The sequence below is a fragment of the Endozoicomonas sp. ONNA1 genome, assembly GCF_024606325.1.
Lineage (GTDB): Bacteria > Pseudomonadota > Gammaproteobacteria > Pseudomonadales > Endozoicomonadaceae > Endozoicomonas_A.
Genome location: NZ_JAHHPN010000421.1, coordinates 1 through 2183 on the forward strand (window position 1 = coordinate 1; position 2183 = coordinate 2183).

General features: G+C 48.2%; 2 protein-coding genes. Both read left to right on the plus strand.

The window, feature by feature from the left end:
• On the plus strand, positions 1-181 hold a 181-nt coding region (locus KDK19_RS09455; RefSeq protein ID WP_257291821.1), incomplete at its 5' end, for a hypothetical protein.
• A gap of 114 nt (positions 182-295) precedes the next feature.
• Positions 296-2183, plus strand: a 1888-nt coding sequence (locus KDK19_RS09460; RefSeq protein WP_257291822.1) for a hypothetical protein, incomplete at its 3' end; no start/stop codon positions are given.

A 2183-nucleotide genomic window follows, 5' to 3' on the forward strand; every position in this document is an offset into this window, starting at 1 on the left:
GGAAGCCCAGACAGTGCTGAAACAGCGTGGGATTGCCGTGGTCAGCGAGAAGCGTCCCTACTTAACCGACGATAGCTCCCGGAGAGAATGGAAAATGCTGGTACCGAAGAAGATAAAGAAGCCTGATGCCCAGAGCACGCCAGCAGTGGAGGAGAGGAAAAACCCTTTGATCTCGCCATGAAAATGGATTTACGGACAATGGGTATTGGAACTTTTTTACCAGCCGGATACTCCAAGAACTTTAAAATCCCTCCTTACGGAATAGGGTAAATAATAAGTTTAATGGAGTATTACCATGAATGTTGTCCATGGAGCGGGGATCTCTGCAAGCCCGTGCCCTCACCCTCAATCAAACTCTGACACCCGGTCGGTAACAGCTTCTGGTCGATGGGCAGTGGGCGAACCGACCAACAAACTGCTACCCCGTCATCCCAGGGAGTATGAGCGACAGGAGCTACTGCGGGCTGCTGAGAGTGGACGTCTGGCATTTCGCCGAATTGGATTGAGTAAAGAAGCAAACTACTTCTCAGGCAAGGGAACACCAAGACCTTTCACCCTCGCCCTGCCGGGGAGGTTGATGCCTACCGAGCGCGTGCCAGATACTTATGGTGAATGGATGATAGGTACCGTTGATCCACAGTGCCTGTACATCTACAAACATAGTGCGTCGACCCGGGATCTGTTGCAGCCTGGCGTAACTCCGGATCATCTGGCAACAAAACTACTGCCTCATCTGCAATCATTGTTCGATAATCGTTTTGATCGTGGCAGTCGAATCCTCTGGAGAGTTTACCCTACCCGTTTCACCTCGGGACATCTGCAGGCAGATGGGACATTCAGTTTACCAAAATTGAAATTCAGCGATCATTCCTCCTTCCCTGAATACCCGGAACTGGTGCTTAACAAATACAGCAGAGAAGACATCAAATGCTTTTGTGTATACAACGATGGACAGAGAAATATTACCGACATCCTGCTGAATAAGCGTCAGTGTGAATATAAATTGCAGCTTAAACCCTTGCCACTGGTCGTTTATTGCAACCGCACAGGTTCTGTACAAGTCTATTTTGATGATGAGCTGGACAATAAACACCTGGCCAGGAATGAGCATTCTCTGGATGATTTTACGTTTTCACAGGACATAGCCCCAGACCATTTCAGGGACATGTTAAATCTACTGCCAATGTCTTTGCGAGCAGAGGCACTGAACTCGGAATTAACCGTCTCACCCGATGTTATGCACAAATTGAAAGAGGCCATTGAGCTGGTGAGTGATCCCCGTTGTTACCATTACCAGAGGCTTCTGGAATTAAAACAAAGTGGCCTGCCAATTCACCAGCGTTTTTTTCATAAAGGAACTGTTCAATCTTTGCTTGACAAGCTGCTGATTTCCGAACAACTCAGAAGCGGTAAGTGTGAGCAAAACCGGGAACAGGAGAAGGAAGCCTGTCGCATACTTCATCTGCTTCTGCAGAGCGGGGCAGGGGTGGGGATTTCTGTTGACCAAATTTACAAAATGGACAATATCAACCACCCGTCAATGCCAGCGGGAGTTTTCAATTATATGGTGGCTGCCTTTGGTCCCTTTGATTTTCTGACCCTCAAACATCTCAAAAGGATACCTTTTACCGGTTGCCCGGGAAGCATCGTTGAATTTGACCGAATCTGCCGGGACAACACTCAACCGCAACGGCAAAAATGCCTGAAAAGGGCATTACGTTATGTGGTAAGTCTACCGAATCCAACGCTCGAATATATTCAGTCCAACCTACTGGCCCTTTTTCATTATAAGGCTTCTTTGGATCAAGACATGCTGAATAGTCTTAAATTCGGCCTGAAGAGGAATTGCCGTAACGGTGAGACGCACATTGATGGTTGCTTCGTAGATGATTATATCCAATGGGTTGAAAAATTATGGAAGCAACGGGAAACGCATCCCTACTACCAGAATTGGCCAAAACTTGTCCAGCAGTCCAAGGGGGAAATCAATGACCTGAGACAATCTCTGGGTCTGGACGATTCTCGCGACCAGGCAACGCCCCTGACAGCCGAGCCATCCATGGCATTACAGTTTGTGGTGGACGCCTTCAGCAAACCGCCGGTCTTGCCTGAAAATGTCGGCGATAACGAAAAAACCATCCTGAAGGTACTGCAGCATTATTACCGCCGTCCGGGACCGGAGC